Below are 20,676 nucleotides of genomic sequence, written 5' to 3'. Positions count from 1 at the left end.
CGAGGAGAAACCCATGTTCGGTCGAACGCGCCCGAAAACCGCCCGTCGCCGTCTCGGCACGGTCGTCGCGCTCACCTCCGCGATCGCCGTGGCGGGCAGCCTCGCCGCCACCCCCGCCCTCGCGGACGACCCGGTGGAGATCCCGGTGTCCTACACCGTCACCGGGAAGACCGTGGTCAAGAAGACCGGCGGCTCCCTCGACCTCGGCCCCGGTCAGCTCAACGGCGCCCTGGTCATCGACGGTGACAACGTCAGGATCCGAGGCGACCTCGCGTTACCCCCGTCGACGGCGAACATCTCGCTGGTCTCGGGTGTCTTCAAGATCAAGGCCCGCGTGCGGATCGAGCCGACCGGCCCGGTCACCGGCACGCTGGCCAACGGCGACCTGACCACCCGTTCGCAGGCGAACATGCTGATCGACAACATCGTCGTCGGCCTGTTCTGGCCGGTCATCCCGCTCCCGACGGTGCCGAACGCCTGCAAGACCGTCAAGCCGCTCGACCTGACCCTGGTGTCGAAGAACGTCGACCTGTTCGCGGAGACCATCCCGTCGTCGGGCGTGTTCACGATCCCCGAGTTCAAGGACTGCTTCATCAACGACCTCGCGCTGGGCGCGTTGATCTCCGGTCCGGGCAACACGATCAACCTGAACATGAAGTCGAACCTGTCCTGAAACCTCGTGAGTGGTAAGGACGGTTAGAACCGTCCTTACCACTCACGACAGGTTCAGCAGAAGTACGGCGCGGTCGGGTCCACGAGCGCCACCCCGGTGCTGTCACCTGCGGAAATGGCGTAGACCGGAGTGCAGACGCCGGAGAACTTCCAGAAGTCCGTCGGCGGTTCGGTGCTGGCGTCCCGGCTTTCCGACTTCACGTTGCTGCCCCAGGCGAAGACGCTGCCGTCGGACTTCAACGCCACGTTGTGGTTGAAACCGGCGTCGATGGCGACGACACCGGACTGCGCCTCCGGCGGGACCGTGGCCTGGCCGTAGCCGTTGTCACCCCAGGCGATGACGCCACCGTTCTTCAGCGCGATGCTGTGCCGGAAGCCCGCCGACACCGCCGACACCCCGGACGTCGCCGCCGCGGGCACGGTGATCTGCCCTTTGCCGTTGCTGCCCCAGGCGACGACGCCGCCGTTCTTGAGCGCGAGCCCGTGGTCGCCGCCGGCGGAGATCGCCGAGACGCCGGACGAAACCGTCGCGGGAACGGCGGTCCGCGAACCCCAGCTCAGCACGCTGCCGTTCGTTTTGAGCGCCAGGTTGAAGTACGCGCTGGTGGAGATCGCCTTGACCCCCGAGGTCGCCGCGGCCGGGACGACGTTCTGGCCGTAGAACCCGTTGCCCCAGGCGATGACGCCGCCGTTCTTGAGCGCGAGTTCGTGCGCCCAGCCCGCGGCGATCGCCGAAACCCCGGACGTGGCCGCGGCCGGAACGGTGGCCTGGCCGTAACTGTCGTTGCCCCAGGCGATCACGCCTCCGTCCTTGAGGGCCAGGTGCGTGATCGCACCCGCGGAGACGGCGCTCGCCCCGAGCGCCGCGGGCGGGATGGTCCCCTGCCCGTAGTCGTTGCTCCCCCACGGCCGCGCTTCGCCGGTGGGCGCGGCGTGGGCGGTACCGGAAAGGGAAACCGTGGCGATCATTACGGCTATCGCGCCACTCGTCACGCGCCGTGTCGTGGATCGTCGATTCTCGGAAGCCATGGGCGGAATGTTAACCCGGCTCCGCCGATCGGCCGCGTCTTTGTCACCGCCGGACAAACTTCATAATCGCATTCAGCGCGCACTGACAAGAAAGAACGGGCTACTCACCCACCCTGAAACATGTAGACATGAATCCTTGTTACGTACATAACTCGCGGGTAACCTCGGTTTACCCCACCACCGAGAAAGCCGCTCAAGTCGAGCATATTTGATCAGAAGAATCCGCCGAAAGGCGCATGGGGAAAGCCGCCCGAGACGTAAACTGGATCAAAGGAGATGACAGGTATGTCCCGCAGACTTGGCAAGTTGTCAGCAGGCGTCGCCACCACCGGCATCGTGATGGGCGCGGTCGCCGTGCTCACCGCCGGCACGGCCCTCGCCGCGACCACCTATGCCACCGGCACGGTCGCGTACATGTGCAACTTCCCCGGCATCGGCCAGCAGCAGCTGGACGTGAAGGCCCAGTTCGACGGCCCGACGTCGATCGCCTCGGGCGCCACCGCCACCCCGACGAACATCTCGGGCAGCGCGACGATCAACGCCACCATCAACGCGCTGCTCAATGCCGCCAACTACGACGGCGTCCGCGGCAAGGCCAACATGCCGATCACCATCACCAACGCCACCCCGGCGTCGGCGACGGTGACGAACCTGGACGTCCCGACGCAGATCAACCCGTACGTGCCCGGTCCCCGGACGTTCAACATCGTCCAGGCCACGGGCACCGGCGTCCCGACGTTCACCGCCGGCGCCCCCGGCTCGGCGACCGCTTCGCTCGGCACCACGATCAACGCGCCGCTGGACTTCCACAAGAAGGACGGCACCTGGACCGCGTGGAACTTCAACTGCACCGTGAAGAACACCAACCCGGCCCAGAACCGCGCGTTCAGCCCGTCGATCACCATCACCTGATGAACCATCCGTGCGGGGCGGGGACGCCCGCCCCGCACGGTCTCCACCGGACACCGTATGAGAGGAACCCCTATGACGCAGCAGGTTCGCCGGGCACTCGGGAGGTTTCCCGTTCTGGCGGGCGTCATCCTGCTCGCGGGGGTCAACGGCGCGCTGGCCTCTTCGGCCGCGACCGACCCGGCGGCACCGTCCACGCCGCCGCTGCAAGGTTCCGCCTCCGCACACCAAAGCCTCGCGAACACCTGTGCATTCCCGGATCCCGCCGGGGAACGACCGGTCACAGTGGACGTCCAGGCCACGCTGCCGAAGGTCGTCCAAACCGGAAAGCCGGTGCAGGTCAAGGACTTCTCGCTGACTTTCACGATCAGTGAAGGATCGCTGGGCACCGTCGCCGAGGTCGTGGGCGGCGCGACCGTCGAGCTCACCGCCGCGAACGGGGACAAGAAGACCCCGATCCCGGTGTCCCTGACGATCCCCGCGACGAAAGTGCCGGCCACCGGCGAGCTGAAACTGGTCGCGACGGGCAAGGTCTCCGACATCCTGCTGAACGTGCCGTCGGAACTGCGGCTGAGCACAGGCGCGCCGTCACTCGCGCTGACCGCCGCCGAAACACCGCTCAAGCCGATCACCTGCACCCAGGGCCCTGACCAGAACACGCTGCTCGGCAGTGTCGCGCTGCTGCCACTGGGGAAGCCGAAGCCACCGTCCGGCAAGCCCGGCGAGCAGAAGGACCCCGGGGCCGACACCCGGGCCGCGGGCGACGTCCACGCCAGCGGCCTCTACCCCATCGCGTTGCAGCCGTTCGAACTGCAAGGCACGTCGTCGATCACGAAACTCGGCGCCTTCGCCCGGCTGAAGCCCGCGATCATGGTCAACGCGGTCTGGGAAGTCGACCTGGAGAACACCGAGGGACCCGGCAAGGTCACCGGCTCCCTCATCATGCCGCCGAGCCAGATGACGTTCCTCGGGTTCGGCTTCGTCCCGATCACGGCGACCATGGAACTGCTGCCCGAGGACCACGCGACCGGCAACCACATCATCGACGTCGACGGGGTGGCGATCCCGGAACCGTCGGGAAGTTCGACGGTGCTGACCCCGCTCAAGGTCTACGGAAAACTGAGCGCGGTCACCGTCAACGGGGTCACCCTCGACGTCGGCGACAACTGCCTCACCGCCGAACCGATCAAGATCAATCTCCGCGGGGAGAAGTACGGGATGTTCACCGGCGGCGTCGTGCGCACCGACCCGAAGTGGGAGGACCCCGCCTACCGGGACTTCACCTTGCCCGCGTTCTCCGGTTGCGGGGTGAAGGAAGACCTCGACTCACTGCTGACCGGGATGGCTTCGGGCCCGGGCAACCAGGCGTGTGTCGGGATCAACCAGGTCGGCCTGCCTTGGGACGCGGAACGCAAGTGCCCCAACGTGGATCCGCCGGTGGCGCGCCGCTGAGTCTCAGCCGAGGAGTGGCGCGGCCACCGATCCGGCGAACGCTTCGAGGACGAGCCGTGCCGTCTGTCCGTTCACTTCGGACAGTGCGGCGCGTGTCTCGGCCAAGAGACGCCTCCCCGCCCGGACCGCGACGTCCAGGGAGACCGCCGCGAAACCGGGGTTGTCGAAGTCGTGAATGGTCAGCCCCGGCCGCCGCAACAACGCGGGCAGTGTCGAGGTCTTCGCGGCGAGCATCGCTTCGAGGGTGAGGTCCATCCGGGTCCGTTCACCGCGCAGGGCGAGCACGTCTTCCACTCCGGCGACCAGTCTTCCCACCGCCGACCCGTAGGCCCGCAAGACCCGGACCTCTTCGTCCGCCACTCCCGCGAGGGCGGCTCCGATCCGCAACGGGAACTCGAACAGCGACTCCGCCACGCCCGACGGCTCCGCCGATGTCAGGTCAGCGGCGCGGAGCGCGGCCAGTTCCCCGAGCCAGTCGGCCAGTGCCCACGACAACGCAGGCGCGGCTTCGGCGACCAGTCGCGAAGCCTGGCCCAGAAGGTAGTCCCCGGCCAGCACGGTGGTGGCCGATTCCCAATCGACGCCGCGCCGGTCTCGAGGAGCCGGAGTCGGTCCCAATAAGGCCAGCGCTCCCAGCATGGCCAGATCGACCGCGGCGGCGACGACCGGCTCCCTGGTCCTCGGGCCACGACCGCCCGCGAGGATTCCCGCGTACACCAGCATCGCGGGGCGGAGCCGGAACTCGCTCCCGCCACCGTCCACAGTGAACATAGCGGCGAGGAAAGGCCACTCCCGGCGTACGGTGTGCACCGCGACCTCGTCGGCCGCCAGCAGGAACGGTGCCAGGACGGCCGCCTCCTTCGAGGGCAAGATCACCGATCCGGTGGCGGCCGGCTGTGACTGTTCCGCCGAGAGCAGGATCGCGCGACGTCCCTTGCTGTAGAAGACATTGCCGCTGGAAGCGCCTGCCTCCAGCACACGCCATGCGAGATGGTAGCGCCGGGCCGCGTGCCTGGCGGTCTCGAAGTAGCCGACGAAGGACGAGCCGAGCAAGCGGACGTACTCGCGAGCGGCCGCCGCGGGGTCTTGGACGCAGGCGGCGATCGCCCGCGAAGCGAACATTCCCGACCTCATCGCGTGCCCGAGACCTTCACCCGTGAAAGGGTTCACGAGGCCCGCCGCGTCCCCGACGCGCAGCACACCGTCCTCGACGGCGCTCGCCGGACTGAACCCGCAGTACGCCGGACCGCTGACGACCGGTCCGACCGCCTTACCGGCAGCCGCCCCGGGTTCGACCTCGACGATCGCTTCGAACGCTTCAGCCGAGAGCCGCGCGGGGTCGGCTGTGGCGTCGAGGGTCATCCCACCGATCGTGAACCCACCCTCGCCGGGCGAAAGCCAGGCATAGCGCGGCTTCCCCCGGGGGTCGTCGGACGGCGGGGCCAGCGGCCGCAGAACGACCTTCCCCCGCACCGTCCCTCCGCTGAACCATCGAGTGCAAGTGGTACCGAGTCCGTGTGCCACCCCGCCCGGCAGGGACTTCGCACCGGTGGCGGCCACGACGTGCGCGGCGTCGACGACGTCTTCGCCGACGCGGACTTCGAATCGCCCGTTCACCGCGACCGGGACGGCGGCGGCTCCTCGCAGGAAAGCCACACCGGCTGAAGCGGCGTGCCTGCGCAACGCCTTACGCAGCCGAAGATCCTCGACGACGGAATATCGGACGTCCGGGAGGTCGTGCCGGGTTCCCGGGCCGAAGCACAGTTCGACCGGCAGGTCCTCGATCTTCGAAGACGTCGCCAGCCCCAGCTCACCGAGCAGGTGCCGCGCGGGAGCACCGAGCAGGACGCCGTGCCCGGCGGTGTCTTCGTCCGGATCGACCACGAGAGTGTCGATCCCCCGGGCGGCCAGGACGGCCGCGGTCACCGATCCCGCGGGCCCGGCGCCGAGGACGACCACGGTGACCGAGTACCGAGTGGTCACGACCGTCCTGACCAGACTGCTTCGGCCACGTCCGTGACCGAGTCCCGAGCCGGACCTTCCACCGTCCGCGAGAGCGCCGCTTTCGCACGCCCATAGTGGACCGAAGCGAGTTCGCGCGCCGTCTCCAGTCCTCCGTGGTGTGCGACGAGACGCCGCACTTCGGCCAGGTCCGGCGCGCCGAACGAGACCGACAACAGCAACTCGCTCAACTCCCCGGTCGTGTCGGCCCGCAACGCCGCGAGCGTCGGGGCACCGAACAGACCCAGCAGGTGATCGGTCCCGACCGGTTTGTCCGCCCCATCCGACTCCAAGTCCAGGCAGTCGTCGAGGATCTGGAACGCGACACCGAGTTCCTGTCCGAACTCGCCCAGCGCGTTTCGGCAGTCCGCGTCCACGCCGGATTCCATCGCGCCCAGCAGGCAGCAAAGCCGGAAAAGCGCACCGGTCTTGCGACCGACCAGTTCGGTGTAGTCCGCCAACGGAAGCAAGGTGTCGAAGCCGCGTTCGACGTCGAGCAGTTCGCCGTGGGAGAGCTCGGCGACGGTCCGGCTCACCACCAGCGCCACGTCCTCTCCCAGCTCCGCCGCTTCGGTCCCCGCGGCACTGAAGCAGGAAAGACCTGCCAGTACGGCCAGATCCGAGCCGGCGGCGACGTGCACCGCTGTCGTACCGCGGCGTACCGCGGCTCGGTCGATGAGGTCGTCGTGCACCAACGAAGCCAGGTGCAGCAGCTCGACCACCGCTCCCGCCGCGGTGACCCGGTCCGCGTCGGCCGGACCGTACCCCGCGCAAGCGCTCAGCAGCGTCGACCGCAACTGCTTCCCCGGCCGGCTCGCCAGCGTTCCGATCGCGTCGCGGATCGGCGAGGTCATCCCGCCGACGAGCAGGGTGAGCCGGTCACGCACCGCCGTCATCGACGATCCGAGAACTCGTACGGCGAATCCAGGTCCAGGCCCGGGATCGCCGCCAGCAGTTCCCGCACCCGCCGATACACCGCGAGGTCGTTCATCAAGTCCAGCACCTGGGCCCGGTTCATCCCCACGCTCCTGGTCACGACCTCGTCGAAGATCACCCAGGCGGCTTTCTTCTCCGGCAGGCTCACGAGCTCGGGGGACAACCCGGCCATCATCGCGCGGACGTCGTCGACGTGCTCCTGCGTCACGGTCACGGCCGATTCCGGGTCGCCAAGCACGGAGATCGCGAGCGCGCGGTAGGCGTCGTAGTACTGCCGGGCCCGAGCGCGCTCTTCCGTCGTACCCACCGCTGCTTCGACCCTGGCCGCCACGCTGTCCAGGTTCTGGTAGGCGACCTGGATCAACAGGTTCCCGACCGCGCTCTCGGCGAAGAACTCGTCCCGCACGCGATCGAAGTGCCCGTTGTCCTCGCCGAGTGGCAGATCGTAGAAGGTGCCGACGGCGCCGAGCATCCGGCAAGCGACCGAAGGCAGCGGGGTGAGTGTCCTGCCGTTGCCGCCCTCACACGCCACCGCGCCCGAATCGCCCTTGACCGAAAACCGCTGCGCGTAGATCAGGTCGGTGAAGAAGTAGCCGTTCACCCACAGCCTCGCGGTGGTGTCGAGGATGACACTGGAGGTGTACCCCGACGTGCGCCCGACCTTCTCGATGCGACGGCCTTCGACCGCCACCGCGGTGGAGTCCGGGGTCAGCAGTTCGACGTTCAGCTCGGTCAGGACGGTGTCGATCTTGGCCATGAAGGTGCTTCCGTGCACGCTGGAGACGAACGCGAGGCCGACCGCCCGGTGGGTGGGTGAGATCGGCGCCATCAGGTTGCGCGCCACCGTGCCGCTCACCCCGATTCCCGGCTCCAGCTGGGCGATCGCGGCGTCCACGACGTTCGCCACCCCTTTGACCAACGGGATGGACCGTTTGAGCTTCGCGATCACGTTGCCGCTGACGGCGCCGCCGTCGAGGGTGGCGGGCTGCACGATCTCCGCTCCTTCCGGCGCGGCACCGAAATTCGCCAGGACGTGGTTCGCCGACAGCACACAGATCGTGCCGTCGGTCTTATCCCGGACGAGACAGCCCAGGGTGCCGAGTGTGCCGTCGGCGAGGGTGCCGAGACCGGCTCCCTGCAGCGGCGGCCGGAACCGCTCGGTGACCGGTGGGGCGGCGGCGGTCACACCGGAGAAGTGGAACTCACCGGTCTCCAGCACGTCGACGCCGTGCGCCCGCCCGTCCACTTCGACCGTCCGCGGCAGAAGCCGCCTGCTCGATACCAACGCGGGGCGCCGTTTCTTGCGCACCAGCACGACGACGACCGGTTCCCCGGTCAGCTCGCCGTCACGCGTGCGGAACCCCTTGGCGACCCCGACCACGTTGGGATCGTCCTCGCGGGACTCCGCGAGACGGGCCTTGGCCAGGTCCAGTGAAGCCGCCGTCCGTTCGTCCATGAACACGGTCAGCGCACCTCCACCGTCGCGAGCACCGGGTCCTGCCCGTGGACGAGCGTCATCGAACTGACGTAGTCCGTGGTGGCGCCCGTGGCCTTGTAGATGGTGATCGCGCCCTTCGCCGGAGTTTCCGCGGCGATGGTCATCGGGCCGGGGTTCCGCGGTGCCGGAAGTGGCGTTCCTTCCGCGAGTGTCGCCGTGCCGGTCAGGACGTAGTCGATGTTGGTCGGCGGGATCGAGGTCCGAGGGAAGGTCACGGTGATCGGGAACCGCCCGGACAGCCCGCGCGCGTCCGTCACGGCCACCGTCGTGGTGATGACGCCGGCGAACGAGACGTAGTTGGCGGCGCGGGCCATGGCCGTCACCTTCGGCCCTCCGATCGCCTGCACGATCACCGGGCCGAACACGACGGGCTTTCCGTACTCCACGAACACCGGCACACCCGAGATGACGCGGGTCAGGAAGGGCACCGGTGTGGTCGCCGGAACGGACACCATCCAGTTGAGCTCTTTGAAGTCGCTCGCCACCGCGGTACCCGGAATGGCCACCGTGGCAGCGGCGGCCGCGACGGTGCCTTTCATGGCGGCACGCCGGGAAAATGCCGGATTCATCGTGATTCCCCCAAGAATCGCCTCACTGGCCTTCGGCAGACATTAACGACGGAACCATTGCCCCACAAGGTGATCGCGTATTACCGGCGGACTTCATCCGATCATGACAACTTTCGATGTCCGCACCCGACCACGGCCGAACGGACGATTGATCACCACAAGACGCGGTGTTACGTTGCTGTTCAGCGGACCTTCACGCCACGATCGTCCGTCGACTGGGGGGCGGTCGAATGATTCAGCGCAGGACAATTCTGTTCGGTGTTCTCCTCGCCGGTACCTCACTGGCCGGGCTTTCGCGTGCCGCACCGGCACTCGCGCGGTCCATTGTGGACGTTTCGAGCTCTTCCGAAGCGGCGAGGAAACTCGTCCGCCGGCTGGCGGGCAGGGATCCGAGGGACGCGGTGCGCGCGGACGCCTGGGTGGCCTGGGCGGTGGGCGAAGACTGGGCGATCGAAGAATTCCTGGAGAACGGCCTCGCCGCCGCGGAACGACGCGCGGCGGAGACGAATTCGGTTAATTCAGACTTCTGTCGCCGCATTCTGTCGACCTACACCGCCGAGTTCGCCCCCGAAGTCCACGCCGCCGCACAGTGGGCACTCCTGGGCGCGGACTCCGATCGCGCCGCGTTCGTCGCGCAAGGATTCGCCGCGGCCGAAGCGCGTGACAGGCGGGTACGCGAAGAAGACGGCAGCCAGGAACGAGCCATCGTCGAAGAAGATCGCCGCTACATCAGGGAACTCGGCGCCACGGACCCGGGCCCGCAGGTCCGCGCCGCTGCGGCATGGGCACTGCGGCCCGGCTCGACCGATGCCGACCTGGTCGAATTCTTCGCCTATGGCTGGGCCACCGCCGCCCGGCTGGACCTGGAAACCCATCGCCTCCGCGACGCCGAACAGGAAGCCCGCCGCCAGGTGGCCATCCGCCGTTTGATCACCGACGCGCGTGAAGCCGAACAGGCGGCGTTGGAGGCAGCGGAGGACATCGTGGAACAGGCGAGGGCGACGGCCGCGAGCGCGTGGCGCAAGGCGGCGGGGCAGGCGGGGCCCGCCAGGACCGCGTGGACGGACGCCGAGCAGGTCGCGCGGGCGCAGGCCGCGAACTGGCGCGCGGTGGCCGAAGCGGCGGCGAACGCGACCGGCCCCAACTGGAAGGCCATCGCCGCGACAGCGGGTGACACCGCCACCGAATGGTCCGCGGAGCAGGGCTGGGCCGACGGTCAGACCCGCTTCTGGGCGGACCTGCTCCAGCAGGCCCTCGACGGCGAGACGCGGATGACGTCCCCCCGCACCTGAACCACCGCACCGATCCGATCCTCTCCCGCACTCCGACTTTCCGGAGGTTCCGCATGCTGCGGACGTTCGCGTACCGGGCACTCCTGCTCCTGCTCGTCCTCACCGTCACCGTGGCGGGGACGTCGACACCCGCTCTCGCCGCGGTGGCCGCAGATCCGCCACCCGCCGACCGTCCGATCCCGGCGAAGGACTATCCGGGCTGGGACGGCGAAAGCGGGCTCGGTGAGCCCGTCGATCCCCGATATTGGAAGCTCGTCTCCGATATCGCCCAGTACTCCGAAGAGCCCGAAGTCCGCGAAGCAGCAGAGGCCGCGCTGGCGCTCGGGACGGACGACGCGCTCTTCGAGTTCTTCCACGTCGGTGAACCGGACGCGCAGGCACGCGCGCAGGCACGCCGGGACGAGACCGCGAGGGTGAACCGTGAGAAGGTCCTCGACCTGCGAGGTACCGGCGGGCCGATCTTCAACGCCGAAGTGGAACGGGTCCTCGCCGGTTCGGACTCCGACCGCGCGGCCTTCCTCGACTACGGCAAGACGATCGCCGCCGACCAGGACGAGCGTGCCCGGCAAGCCACCCAGGCCAGGGCCGACGAGCTCCGCACCCGGGTGACGGTTCTGGTCCGGGTCGCCGGACCGGAGGTACAGCGCGCCGCCCAATCCGCGCTCGACGCCGGGGACGCGGCGATCGCGGCCTTCCTCAACGGCGGCTACCTCGAAGCGGCGAAACGGGACGCCGCCGCGAACGAGCAGCACCTGAAGGAGCTCGAAGAGCGGACCAAAGCCGCCGAACAGGCCAGTGATCTGGCGAAGCGCGCGGCCAGGGCATCACAGGCGAGACGGAATCTCGTCGTCGCGCACGGCCGGGGCGTCCGGTCACTCCAGCGGGCGGCCAACGCGATGACTTCGGCGGCGACGGCGGGCCGTCAGGCCGCGCAGATCCTCGCGGCCAACAACGCGAGCGGGAACCACTCCCCCGGATCGTTCAGCCTGGTGAAGCAGGAAGCGGCCCGGCAGTTCGACTTCGCGCAACAGGCCACCGGCGAAGCACGGGCCGCGGCCGTCGCGGCGACCGCGGAAGCGGACATCCTTGTCGAGACTGGCCTCCCCTATGGCGCCGACTGGGCGAAAATGGCTCAGGGCATGGCTTCCGCGGCCCAAGCCGCGGTGTCGGCGATCGAGACCGTGCGGCACACCATCGACGCGACCATGGCCACCGACGCCGCGATCGGCGATCAGGCGAAGGCCACGGCCCGCGCGGAAGAGGCCCGCCGCTGGCGTCTGCTAGCCGAAGAGAACGCTCGCGCCGCCGCGTCACTGTCGGCCGCGGCGAAGGATCAGGTGAAGGCGGCCGAAGACGCGGCCGTCCGGGCGAGAGCGGCCCTCGACGATTCCATTCGCGCGGTCGAGGCCGCGTGGGCGGGCGAATGGGAGACCCAGGCCACCCTCGAAACCGCCAAACGCGAACGGGACAAGGCCAAGGCGTCCAGGCAGACCGCCGAACTGGAGCGTGACAAGGCCGCGAGCTATCGCCGGGACGCGGACGAAGCGGCGGCCGACGCGCGGGAACAGCGAGGACGTGCGGAAGCCTTCCAGCGAGCCGCCACCGACGCGCGGCACCGAGCCGAGACCCAAGAAGGCATCGCCCGCGGCTGCGAGAGGACCGCCGAAGGAGAAGAGCGGAAGGCCGTGATCGCCCGGGATCGAGCCTGGGCCGCCAAACGCGATGCCAATACGGCCGAGGCGCGGGCACAGGCGCTGGAAGCGTCCGCCGCGGCCGCACGCGGCACTGCGCAGGAGGCACCGGCCTGGGCCGCGGCTCAGGAAGCCAGACGAGACGCCGACGACGCGGCGAGTGCGGCCGACGCGGCCCAAGGCGCGGCGAACTTGGCCACGGCGGCCGCGGCACGCGCCAGGGAAGCGGCGACCAAGGCGACCGCCGCCGCGGCCGCGTCCCGTGCGGCGGCGGAAGAAGCGGCCGAACACGCCGCCAACGCCGATCTCGCGGCGTCGCAGACCGAGGCGACCGCCGCGGGCGTGCACAACTCGGCGATGCAGGCGAACGCCGCGGCCGCCACCGCGACCTCGGCCGAGGTCCAGGCGGCGGCGAACGCGCGGACCGCGGGCGCGCAGGCCGCAGAGGCGGTGGAACGGGCCCGGGTCGCGGCCATCAGCGCGGTGAACGCCCAAAGGAACGCCGACGAAGCCCAAGGCGAAGCCGATTCAGCGGCGACGCAGGCGGGATTGGCGAGCCGGGCCTCGGTGGCCGCACGGGCTTCGGCGGCGGCGATCACCGATCCGGCGAACACCGCGATCATCGTGGTCGCCCCGTTCACCGGCACCGATCTGGACGCCGACTTCGTGACCGAGGTGGCCCGGCAGTCCCAAGCCGTCGGGGAGGAGCAATCGCGGGCCGCGGAAGCCAGGGCGGCCGAGGCGCAGACCGCCGCCACCCAGGCACAGCAAGCGGCGGATCAGGCGGCCGCCGACGCGAAGGCGGCGTTCCAGGCATCGGCGGACGCCGCGAAGTCGGCCCACGAGACCGCGGTCTCGGCGGCGAAGGCACAACGCGCGGCCCAAGCCGCGCACGGTTGGGCGAGCAGTGCCCGGTCGAACGCGAGCCAGGCGAATTCCGCCGATGCCCGCGCGCACGCCAACGCCGTCGAAGCGAGGAACGCCGCGAACGAAGCCTCGCAGGACGCGGCTATCGCCGGGCTGGCCGCCGACACCGCGGAAGGGCACGCCGAGGCGGCCCGGGGTGCCGCCTCCCAAGCCGAGGCGGACGCGACCAAGGCCAGGGCGGCAGCGGAAAAAGCCCGCATCGACGCTCGAGCCGCCGCGGACGCGGCGGAACGCGCCAGGATCCACGCGCAGAACACCTCGGCCGCCGCGACCAGGGCCCGGGAGGCGGCAGCGGACGCGCAACACGCGGTGGAACAGTCCGAAGCGGCCGATCGCCAGCGCGAGGCGGAACGCCGCCAGACCGAAGCCATGGTACTCGCGGGCTGTCTGCCGGGGCTCACGGTCGAGGACATCGACGACCTGATGGGTGACGACCAGAGCGCCGCCGCTCTCGGCGAGTACCGCGCCGCCCAGCAGGGCTGCATGAACGGTGACGACGTCACCAGCTTCCTGTTCGAGGTCGGTGGCGAAGTCCTGCTCGAGTTCATCGGGATCCCCGACCTCAAGCGCTGTTTCGGTTCGGGCAACATCGAAGCCTGCCTCTGGACCGTCGTGAACGTCGTCGGCCTGGTGCTGCCCTTCATCAAGGGCAAGGCGATCATCAAGGCCGTCGGCGCGGTGGTCGTGAACATCGGCAAGTACCTCGCCAAGTCCGAACTGATCCGCAAGATCGGCGCCAAGGTGCTGAGCGTGCTCGACAAGATCCGCCGGGTCTGCCGGGCGACCAGCCGGGTCGCACAACGGAACGGCGCGGGCGCCGCCGGGTTCGTCTCCACCTCGGACGTATCCGCCGCCGCGTCGAGCGTGTTCTGCTTCCCACTCAAGAACCTGCGTCCCGAAGACCTGGCGGACGAACTCCTGATCGCCAGGCTGCTCAACGTCGCCCCGGTCGCGGTCGGCACTGCCGACTTCCTGGCGCTGGTCAGGGACCACAGTCAGCTGAAGTGGGCGGTCCTGACCGACGGCAGACTCGTCGTGATCCCGAAGTACGTCCAGGACACCGAAATCAAGCACCCTGTGCTCAGCGGCGGCGCCGATGTCCGATCCGTCGGTGAGATGACGGTCCACTACAACGGTACGACCCTGATCATCTCCGACTTCAACCTCCACAGCGGTCACTACGATCCGCCGCGGAGCGGTTCCCGGTACCGGGGCTACTACCAAATCGGCAAGGAAGCCTTCGAAGCGTTGGGGTACTTCATCCCATGAGCGAAAACCAGACGGTACTACCGACGTTCTCGGAGGCCAGGTGGATGACCTTCGAGGAGCTGACCGACAGGCTGTCGGCCGTCGATCCCGCGCGGCTGGCGAGGGCGAATCCGATCGATCTGCTGGAGGCGCCCTGGGCGTTGATCGACGAGGACTTCCGGGGCGGGTTCATCAAGCATTGCCGGGAACTCACCGACGATCGGTTGCGGCACTGCGCCGGGATCGCCGAGACGTTCTTTTCCTGGCTAGTGCCCTACGGCGGCTACAGCAGGCAATCCGCGACGGCGAACAGGTTCCATCTGTCCGCCACGCTGATCCTCGCCGTCGGCCCCAGGACGGACATCGCTCTCCTCGACCCGATTCGACTCCTCCATGAGCTCCTGCACGACTCGCCGTCCGTCGAAACGGCACGCGAACTCCTGGGGGGTCCGTCTCCAGGACCTGAAGCCCGCGCGATCGTCGGACGGCTGAGCCTGCTCGAGCAGGTCCGGCGGATCGACCACCTCTTGCCCCCGTCCGCGGAGAAGGAGCGCTACGAACAATGGAAAACGCTGTGAGAGTCCGGAGGCCCGTCAGCGCGCGGACGGCTCTCGTCGTCGCGGCCATCGGCGTGGCCGCCGTCCTGACGGCCCCGGCTGGGATCGCCGAGGCCGCACCGGTGACGACGACGGCGGGACAGGCGGTCACTCCGCCGGTCTCCTCCGAATCGGAGAAGCTGCGCGCGGCCCGCACGCTCGGGATCGTGCCGACCGACGCGATGATGGCCCTCGGTGAACGCGAGTTCGTGATCGCGCTCTGGCGTGCCTCCACCGGCACCGAAGTGCGCGCGTCAGCGGAACTCGCCTTCGCCGGAACCGTTCTGGCCTGTACCGAGTGGATCAAGAACGGTGTGCTCGCGGCGAACACCAGGGACCAGGAGCAGCGGTTGCGGGACACCGACGCGGCACGGGTCGCCAGGGAGGCCAAGGAGGCCGCCGCCCTCATCCTCGGCATCCCGCCCGACGAAGAGCTCTTCGTGCGCAACGATCGCGATTTCATCCACGTGATCACCCAGCGGGCGACCGGCCCGAAGGTGAAGGCCGCCGCCCTGGTGGCTTTCGGCGCGCCCGCGCCCGCGCAGAAGGAGTTCATCGCCAACGGGATCCGGCTGGCGCACGCACAGGACCAGCAAGACGCCATCGACGCCGACGCTCAGGCGGATGAGGCGAAACGGATCCGGCTGGCCGCCGAAGCCGCGCGAGGCCGGGCGGTCTCCGTGGTGAAGGTGCCGCCGACGCCTGCCATCGTGACCCTGCCGGACGACGACGTCCTCCGCGTGATCGCCGACAACGCGCGTCCGGACAGCCAGATCGAGACCGCGGCCGTCAAGGCGTTGCGCAGCCGGGACCGGGCGGACTGGAAACGGTTCATCGATGCCGGCGTCTACGACGCGAACCGGCGCGACATCGACGCGGTCCTCGCGCAGAAGGCCCAGGCCGACCGCGCGCTCGTGGAACAGATCAGGACAGAGGCCGTCCGGTCGGGCATCCAGCCGAGACTCGCCCATGCCGCGGCGACGGCCTTGGCCGGCGGAGTCGACGACGTCCTCGCCTTCCTCGACCAGGGCCGGTTCGACGCATCGACGCAGTCGTTCAGCCGGTCCGCGCTCAACGGGAACATCGCGGGGCAGTACCTGCGGGACACCACGTCCGGTGTGGTGGTCAGCCCCGGTGCGGCGGAACCCGCCGCGGGTGACGGGATCGACGCCACCTGGCGGATCATCCCCGGCCTGGCCGACCCGGAATGCCGGTCGCTCGAATCGGTGACCAAGCCCAACCACTACCTGGCGCGCTACTACGACGGGACGAAGATCCAGATCGGTGTGCGACCGGCGAGCGGGACCGTCGAATACGACTGGAACGCCACCTGGTGCGTCGACAACATCCTTCCCGGCGCCGGGGTGACCCTGCGCGGTGGCGCGGACTTCCTGACCAGGCAGGCCGACGGCAGGGCCGGGGTGGGATCCGAGTTCTACTGGTGGGTCACCGATCCGGAGCCGGACTCCACCGAGATCACGGTGAACTGGCTCAACAAGTATCTACCGGACTACGACCCGTACACCGAACTCATGGTCTCGCCCGTCCGGGAGGAGCAGATCGACGCGGGGGTGCGGTACCGCGACTTCCAGCGCCGCGGAGCACCTTCGTACTGGGCGTTCCGGTCCTACTGGACCAGGGCGACCGGTGTGCACACCCTGACCGTCGGACGTGGGACCGCTTGTCCCGCAACGGAAATCCTCGCGACCTACCTCTTGCTCGGTGGGCACGCCGAACTGGGCGCCCCGTCCACCGACGACGCCTGCACCGCGGACAAACTGGGGCGGTTCGCACATTTCGCGGGCGGGGCTTCGATCTATTCGATCGACCGGGCGGGCACCCACGTCGTCCGCGGCGCGATCCGGGCGAAGTGGCAGTCGATCGGCTCGGAGAAATCCGCGCTGGGCTACCCGACCGGTGACGAAACCGCCATCCCCGGCGGGCGCCGGAGCACGTTCGAGCATGGCCGAATCGACTACGACACCGCCACGCAGATCGCCACCGTCCACCTCGCGACGAGCTGACAGGAAACTCCACAATGGACGCAAGAAGAACGCTCGCCTTGTGCGGCCTCGTGCCCGCCGCCGTACTGGCCCTGCTCGCCGGGGTCACCCCGGCGGTGGCCGAACCGGTCGTGACGGCCGCTGTCACGACCGATCCACCCCGGCCCGCCACTCAGGACGACAAGGTCCGCGCCGCACAGGAGATCGGTGTCGTCGCTTCTCCGGAGCTGCTCATCCTGACCGACCGGAACTTCGTCTTCGCGCTGTGGCAACGCGCGTCCGGTACCGAAGTCCGGGCGTCGGCCGAACTCGCCTACGCCGGCGTGGAATCGGAATGGACACAGTGGATCAAAACCGGCGTCCGCGAGGCGAACGCCCGGGACCAGGCGCACAAGCTGCAAAGCGACGCGGCGGCGAGGGCCGCACGTGAGAACAAGGACCGCGCCGCACGTGTCAACGGGATCGTCGCCCCGGTCGAACTGCTCATCCAGAGCGACAAGGACTTCGTCTTCGCCATGTGGCAGCAAGCCTCGGGCCCACTGCTCAAGGAAGCGGCGCTGGCGGCGTACAACGGTTCACCCGCCGACCTGAAGGCCTTCATCCTCACCGGCATCTTCGCCGCCCGTGAAGCGGACCAGAAGGCGATTGTCGACGCCGACCAGCAGGCCGACGCCGAGGAGAAGGCCAGGCGCAACGCCCGGGACGCCCGGATCCGGGCGGCGGCGGTCGTGGCGCTCGTCGCCACCGAAGGCCACCTGGTCGAACCCGACGTCAACTTCGTCATGGACCTGTGGGACCGGGCCAAGCCGAGCAGCGAGGTCCGCGCCGCGGCCGAACGGGCGCTGCGCAGCCCGAATCCCGCCGACCTGGTCGCCTACATCGGCACCGGGATCCACCAGGCGAATTTCAAGGACTGGCAGGCATGGCTCAAGAAGAAGGGCGAGGCCGACCGGCGTCTCGCCTTCGAGCTCAAGACCAGGGCCGACCAGAGCCGGGTGCATCCGGCTCTGGTGACAGCGGCGAACGCGGCACTCGCGGGGACCTACGACGACGTCGAACTGTTCCTTCGCGTCGGGCAATACGAGGACGCCGTGCTGACGCAGTCCCTGCGGTTCTCGGGCGACCGGTATCTGCGCGGTTCCGGTGACGCCGTGGTGGCCGCGGGGGCCTCCGGCGGCGACGGCGCCGACGCGACGTGGCGGGTCGTACCCGGCAAAGCCGATGTGAACTGCCATTCGTTCGAATCAGTCCGGTTCCCGGAACACTATCTGCGCCAGTCCGGGCAGCGGGTGGTCATCGCGCCGTCCGACGGGACCGACCAGTTTCGTTCCGACGCGACATGGTGCACGAAGGCGGGAACCACCGGGACCACCGCCACGCTGGAGTCGTTCACGCTGCGCGGCAGGTACCTGCGACAGTTCCAGAACCAGGTCTGGGCGGCGAACGGGAGCGGGCAGCAGCCGCACGACACGGCCACCGGGTACGCCACCGACATCGTCTGGCAGGCGAGCGCTCCTTACCCGGGGTCGTGAACGCTAAGACCCGCTCGGCGTCCACTGGGGACTGCGACGCGGCACCGGGAGCACCTCCGGGATCGCGTGGTCGGTAGCCGGATGGGAGGCCTGGCCGACCCCCGCCCGCAGCGCGAGTTCCATTTCGAACCGCGCCCCCGGGTCCCGCAGATGCGCGCCGAAGGTCGCCTGCAGCTGCCGCATGCGGTACCGGACGGTCTGCGGGTGGACCTGGAGGCGTTCGGCGATGTCGACGACGTTGCCCTGGCTGTCGAGCCAGGCGCGAAGGGTTTCGAGCAGTCGTTCCTGCTGCTTTCCGGTCATCTCGGCGAGCGGGGCGAACAGCCGGTCGCGCAGCTGGCAGGTCAGCGCGGCGTCGGCGTTCACGAGCAGGGTGGCGAGGTGTTCTTCGGCGCGGATCACGCGGCGGGCCTGGATGATCCCGCGTTCGGAGAGGTGCAGCGCGTCGCGGGCCCAGCGCAGGGAATCGGCCACGGAGTCCAGCGGACGGCACGGGCCGATCGACAGCCGGTAGTCCGGCAGCGCGGCCTGCAGGGTGGCCAGCCGGGCGCCGGAGATCTCACCGGGGACCAGCAGGCGCGGCTCGGCGCAGTCGAGTTCGGCCAGGACGTCCGAATCCACCGCGTTGTGCCGCCGCGGTCTGACGGTGTCGTCGATCGGGAGCAGCACCACCGGCGTCGCGCGTTCGGGCACCGTCCAGCCGGTCAGCTGCGCGAGTTCCGCGATCGCCTTCGACGGCGCGGGCGGGGTTTCCAGCACCAGGTGCAGCAGTTTCCGGCGCCAGGTGTCCAAGGCGCCCGCGGTGCGCGCCTTCGCTTCGAGGTAGCCGTCCAGCGCGACGGACGCGAGTTCGTCCATGAACGCGAGCATGGCGTCGGCCAGTTGCGACATCACCGCAGACGAGAGCCCGCTGCGGCGGCCGACGCGCATGATGCGCCGCCAGGAGACGCGCGCGCCGACCCGGTAGGCCGACTGGAGGGTGTCGAGGCTACGGCCTTCCCGCATCTCGTTCTGCCCGAGCCGGTGGTGGACCTCGTGCGACTGTTCTTTGGAGACGGTGGGATCGGCGATCTGGGCGACGAACAGCGTGATCGCGTACTCGACGCCCGCGCGGATCGACTTGCCGTAGGGCCCGTCGAGCGGGCGCGCGTACGCGGGGATGGTCGCCCGGATCTCGTCGACGATCTCGTTGGCGAGACTGCCCAGCTCCGGCCGCAAAATGTCGGCGAGCTTGCGCGGCAAGGCTGCGGGATGCGGCGCAGCGTGTTCGATTCCGCGCTCCAACGTCATCGCAGCTCCTTTGCTCCGCCCAGCGTCCGGCACCCCACAATCGTCGTGGGGTGACAACGAACACATCGCAAACTCGCTCGTGAATGTGTCACCTTCCGCAGAAGAAACCGATTTCTTGTCACCGTTGTGACAAAATCACGGGTCGCCCCTGAATTTTGATGACAAGTGCCCGGCAAACGCCTCGCGTGGTACGTACGAACGGCCGAAGGTGAGGTTGCCGTGACGGAGCGTCACCGCGCGGGAGTGAGCAATTCCCCGAGTGCTTCGAGCACGGGTTCGAGCACGCGCACCTCGGTGCCCACGCATTCGGTGATTCCCGCGCCGACGACCTCGAAGTCGCTCAGCCCGCGAAGCATCGCCACCAGACGCTCGATCGTCAAGCCACCCGGCTCCGGGTAGTTCAGGCCGTCGAACTCCCCCGGGTCGAGCACGTCGAGGTCGAGATGGACGTACACCTTGTCCGCGCCGGCCAGCCCGGCGGCGAGGTCGGCGGATTCGACGACGAGCCCGCGATCGACCACGGCCCGCTCGGCGTCGTCGAAGACCCGGGTTCCGGCGAGCACGACGCGGCCGGGTTCGACCGGCGGGTTCGCGGCGAAGTCCGGGTCGCCCTCGCCGAGCAGCGAGCGCAGCACCATGCCGTGGAACGCGCCCGACGGCGACGTCTCCGCGGTGTTGAGATCCGCGTGCGCGTCGAACCAGGCGACGCCGAGGCCGGGGCCGAAGCGGTAGCGCGCGACCCCGATCGGGACGAGTTCGACACCGCAGTCACCGCCGATGGTGAGCACCGGCCCGCCCGGTGCCTCCAGCGCGGCGAGTTGCGCGGCACGGTTCTCCCCGATGAGGACCTCGCGGTTGGCGACGCCGTCGACGACCGGCGAGGTCTCGCGGGTCTGCCGGATGTGGTGCACCGGCACGCCCAGCACGTGACCGGCCAGCTCGGCGAGCGCGACGCAGCCTTCGGGCAACTCCGGCGCACGCTTGGTCAGCGCGCCTTGAAACTGGGGTACGGCGTTGATCAGCACCGGACC

Annotated in this window: 15 protein-coding genes; 8 read left to right on the top strand and 7 right to left on the bottom strand. The window is 69.2% G+C overall.

Features of this window, described 5'->3' with window-relative positions; all coding sequences use genetic code 11:
* Window positions 1-13 precede the first annotated feature (13 nt).
* Complete coding sequence (locus ACLJRM_RS22410) at window positions 14-673, top strand: hypothetical protein (RefSeq protein ID WP_410664191.1); 660 nt, start codon at window positions 14-16, stop codon at window positions 671-673.
* A 53-nt stretch (window positions 674-726) separates the two neighbouring features.
* Here the strand turns inward: ACLJRM_RS22410 and ACLJRM_RS22405 are convergent, their stop codons facing one another.
* Window positions 727-1,641 (bottom strand): RCC1 domain-containing protein, encoded by a 915-nt coding sequence (locus ACLJRM_RS22405; protein ID WP_410664326.1) that lies wholly within the window; start codon window positions 1,639-1,641, stop codon window positions 727-729.
* A gap of 345 nt (window positions 1,642-1,986) precedes the next feature.
* On the opposite strand from ACLJRM_RS22405, the gene ACLJRM_RS22400 reads away from it, so the two are divergent.
* Together ACLJRM_RS22400 and ACLJRM_RS22395 are read left to right on the top strand one after the other, a co-directional pair.
* Window positions 1,987-2,613 (top strand): DUF6801 domain-containing protein, encoded by a 627-nt coding sequence (locus ACLJRM_RS22400; protein ID WP_101609812.1) that lies wholly within the window; start codon window positions 1,987-1,989, stop codon window positions 2,611-2,613.
* A gap of 72 nt (window positions 2,614-2,685) precedes the next feature.
* Complete coding sequence (locus tag ACLJRM_RS22395; protein ID WP_410664190.1) at window positions 2,686-4,062, top strand: DUF6801 domain-containing protein; 1,377 nt, start codon at window positions 2,686-2,688, stop codon at window positions 4,060-4,062.
* A gap of 3 nt (window positions 4,063-4,065) precedes the next feature.
* On the opposite strand, the gene ACLJRM_RS22390 is transcribed toward ACLJRM_RS22395, so the two are convergent.
* Genes ACLJRM_RS22390 through ACLJRM_RS22375 form a run of 4 tightly spaced genes read right to left on the bottom strand, consistent with a single transcriptional unit; the run spans window position 4,066 to window position 9,036 of the window.
* Entirely contained in the window at window positions 4,066-6,045 is a 1,980-nt protein-coding gene (locus ACLJRM_RS22390) for an FAD-dependent monooxygenase (protein ID WP_410664189.1), read from the bottom strand.
* Window positions 6,042-6,959, bottom strand: a complete 918-nt coding sequence (locus ACLJRM_RS22385) for a polyprenyl synthetase family protein (protein ID WP_410664188.1) — start codon at window positions 6,957-6,959, stop codon at window positions 6,042-6,044. The genes ACLJRM_RS22390 and ACLJRM_RS22385 overlap by 4 nt, the downstream gene beginning before the upstream one ends.
* A complete protein-coding gene (locus ACLJRM_RS22380) occupies window positions 6,956-8,455 on the bottom strand; it encodes a hypothetical protein (protein ID WP_410664187.1) in 1,500 nt (499 codons plus the stop codon). The genes ACLJRM_RS22385 and ACLJRM_RS22380 overlap by 4 nt, the downstream gene beginning before the upstream one ends.
* 8 nt (window positions 8,456-8,463) lie before the next feature.
* Complete coding sequence (locus ACLJRM_RS22375) at window positions 8,464-9,036, bottom strand: hypothetical protein (RefSeq protein ID WP_410664186.1); 573 nt, start codon at window positions 9,034-9,036, stop codon at window positions 8,464-8,466.
* Window positions 9,037-9,296: 260 nt separating this feature from the next.
* Here ACLJRM_RS22375 and ACLJRM_RS22370 point away from each other — a divergent pair, with 260 nt between their 5' ends.
* From ACLJRM_RS22370 to ACLJRM_RS22350, 5 genes are read left to right on the top strand one after another with little or no spacing between them, the layout of a single operon-like run.
* Window positions 9,297-10,358 carry a hypothetical protein gene (locus ACLJRM_RS22370; RefSeq protein WP_410664185.1) on the top strand — a complete coding sequence of 354 codons (1,062 nt, stop codon included), beginning with the start codon at window positions 9,297-9,299 and terminating at the stop codon, window positions 10,356-10,358.
* A gap of 53 nt (window positions 10,359-10,411) precedes the next feature.
* Window positions 10,412-14,245 (top strand): hypothetical protein, encoded by a 3,834-nt coding sequence (locus ACLJRM_RS22365; protein ID WP_410664184.1) that lies wholly within the window; start codon window positions 10,412-10,414, stop codon window positions 14,243-14,245.
* Entirely contained in the window at window positions 14,242-14,802 is a 561-nt protein-coding gene (locus tag ACLJRM_RS22360; RefSeq protein WP_410664183.1) for a hypothetical protein, read from the top strand. Before ACLJRM_RS22365 ends, ACLJRM_RS22360 begins: the two co-directional genes overlap by 4 nt.
* Window positions 14,787-16,844, top strand: coding sequence for an AbfB domain-containing protein (locus ACLJRM_RS22355; RefSeq protein WP_410664182.1), 2,058 nt, complete (start codon window positions 14,787-14,789; stop codon window positions 16,842-16,844). Before ACLJRM_RS22360 ends, ACLJRM_RS22355 begins: the two co-directional genes overlap by 16 nt.
* A gap of 14 nt (window positions 16,845-16,858) precedes the next feature.
* Window positions 16,859-18,355, top strand: a complete 1,497-nt coding sequence (locus ACLJRM_RS22350) for an AbfB domain-containing protein (protein ID WP_410664181.1) — start codon at window positions 16,859-16,861, stop codon at window positions 18,353-18,355.
* A gap of 3 nt (window positions 18,356-18,358) precedes the next feature.
* Here ACLJRM_RS22350 and ACLJRM_RS22345 read toward each other — a convergent pair whose 3' ends face one another.
* Window positions 18,359-19,645, bottom strand: coding sequence for a PucR family transcriptional regulator (locus tag ACLJRM_RS22345; protein ID WP_410664180.1), 1,287 nt, complete (start codon window positions 19,643-19,645; stop codon window positions 18,359-18,361).
* A gap of 230 nt (window positions 19,646-19,875) precedes the next feature.
* Window positions 19,876-20,670 carry an arginase family protein gene (locus ACLJRM_RS22340; RefSeq protein ID WP_101609816.1) on the bottom strand — a complete coding sequence of 265 codons (795 nt, stop codon included), beginning with the start codon at window positions 20,668-20,670 and terminating at the stop codon, window positions 19,876-19,878.
* Between the last annotated feature and the right edge of the window lie 6 nt (window positions 20,671-20,676).

Origin of the sequence: Amycolatopsis sp. lyj-84, assembly GCF_046549075.1 — a bacterium.
In the GTDB taxonomy this organism is placed as follows: domain Bacteria; phylum Actinomycetota; class Actinomycetes; order Mycobacteriales; family Pseudonocardiaceae; genus Amycolatopsis.
The sequence above is the reverse complement of the archived record's forward strand: the minus strand, read 5'-3'. Positions and strand labels throughout refer to the sequence as shown.

What these genes read in the sequence shown, in the direction of transcription:
- ACLJRM_RS22410 (WP_410664191.1), top strand. Translation starts at nt 14, where the DNA reads ATGTTCGGTCGAACGCGCCCGAAAACCGCCCGTCGCCGTCTCGGCACG.
- ACLJRM_RS22405 (WP_410664326.1), bottom strand. Translation starts at nt 1,641, where the DNA reads ATGATCGCCACGGTTTCCCTTTCCGGTACCGCCCACGCCGCGCCCACC.
- ACLJRM_RS22400 (WP_101609812.1), top strand. Translation starts at nt 1,987, where the DNA reads ATGTCCCGCAGACTTGGCAAGTTGTCAGCAGGCGTCGCCACCACCGGC.
- ACLJRM_RS22395 (WP_410664190.1), top strand. Translation starts at nt 2,686, where the DNA reads ATGACGCAGCAGGTTCGCCGGGCACTCGGGAGGTTTCCCGTTCTGGCG.
- ACLJRM_RS22385 (WP_410664188.1), bottom strand. Translation starts at nt 6,959, where the DNA reads ATGACGGCGGTGCGTGACCGGCTCACCCTGCTCGTCGGCGGGATGACC.
- ACLJRM_RS22380 (WP_410664187.1), bottom strand. Translation starts at nt 8,455, where the DNA reads ATGGACGAACGGACGGCGGCTTCACTGGACCTGGCCAAGGCCCGTCTC.
- ACLJRM_RS22375 (WP_410664186.1), bottom strand. Translation starts at nt 9,036, where the DNA reads ATGAAAGGCACCGTCGCGGCCGCCGCTGCCACGGTGGCCATTCCGGGT.
- ACLJRM_RS22370 (WP_410664185.1), top strand. Translation starts at nt 9,297, where the DNA reads ATGATTCAGCGCAGGACAATTCTGTTCGGTGTTCTCCTCGCCGGTACC.
- ACLJRM_RS22365 (WP_410664184.1), top strand. Translation starts at nt 10,412, where the DNA reads ATGCTGCGGACGTTCGCGTACCGGGCACTCCTGCTCCTGCTCGTCCTC.
- ACLJRM_RS22360 (WP_410664183.1), top strand. Translation starts at nt 14,242, where the DNA reads ATGAGCGAAAACCAGACGGTACTACCGACGTTCTCGGAGGCCAGGTGG.
- ACLJRM_RS22355 (WP_410664182.1), top strand. Translation starts at nt 14,787, where the DNA reads ATGGAAAACGCTGTGAGAGTCCGGAGGCCCGTCAGCGCGCGGACGGCT.
- ACLJRM_RS22350 (WP_410664181.1), top strand. Translation starts at nt 16,859, where the DNA reads ATGGACGCAAGAAGAACGCTCGCCTTGTGCGGCCTCGTGCCCGCCGCC.
- ACLJRM_RS22345 (WP_410664180.1), bottom strand. Translation starts at nt 19,645, where the DNA reads ATGACGTTGGAGCGCGGAATCGAACACGCTGCGCCGCATCCCGCAGCC.